We start from the raw sequence: 627 nt of genomic DNA, 5'->3' as shown, positions 1-627 counted from the left end.
TGCGCACGGGCGGGGAGGTATCGGTGATCGGCCGGCGGCAGTGGGTGGGCTTGGACGGCGCCCCCACGGTGTTCTGGGGCAGTGGCCACATCGGCCTGCGGCGGTCCGGCGCCACCACCGGCATAACCCTCCGCCATGAAAGCATGGCCGTGGAGAAACTGACGGAGGCCTCGGCTTTCTTCGCCAAGGGCGTACGGATATCGGAGACCGAGTACCTTGGGCTGTCGCTCAACGCGGGCTTCAGCTACATGGACGGCCGGTTCTCTCAGCTGGACCCGCAGGACCCGGCCTTCCGGGAGGATGTGCGGGAGACAGACGCCCTGGTGGGCTTCGGGGTGATGCTGTACCGCCCGGAGCGGTACTACGTGGGCCTGTCGCTGCCGCGGCTGATGCTGGGCAACCTGGGGGTGGGGGGCGGTGATAACCGCTACGACTTCCGCAACCTGTACCACCTCACGGCGGGTGCGCTGTTCCATATGGGCATAGACTTCCAGTTCCGCCCTTCGGTGCTGGTGACCTACTCGGAGAGCCTGCGGCCACAGGCCGAAGCCTCGGCGATGTTCTACATCAAACAGGTTTTCGGCATCGGCCTCAACGCACGCAGCTATGGCGAGCTGGCCGGGATGG

At 66.3% G+C, this 627-nt stretch carries 1 protein-coding gene; it reads left to right on the top strand.

What is annotated here, in order from left to right; translation table 11 throughout:
* Positions 1 to 23: 23 nt before the first annotated feature.
* Positions 24 to 627, top strand: a 604-nt coding sequence (locus ACEVG1_RS21035) for a type IX secretion system membrane protein PorP/SprF (protein ID WP_374745699.1), incomplete at its 3' end; no start/stop codon positions are given.

The sequence above is a fragment of the Parapedobacter sp. 2B3 genome (assembly GCF_041925275.1).
GTDB lineage: Bacteria > Bacteroidota > Bacteroidia > Sphingobacteriales > Sphingobacteriaceae > Parapedobacter > Parapedobacter pyrenivorans_A.
Note: the sequence above shows the minus strand (reverse complement) of the source record. Positions and strands in the feature narration are given on the sequence as shown.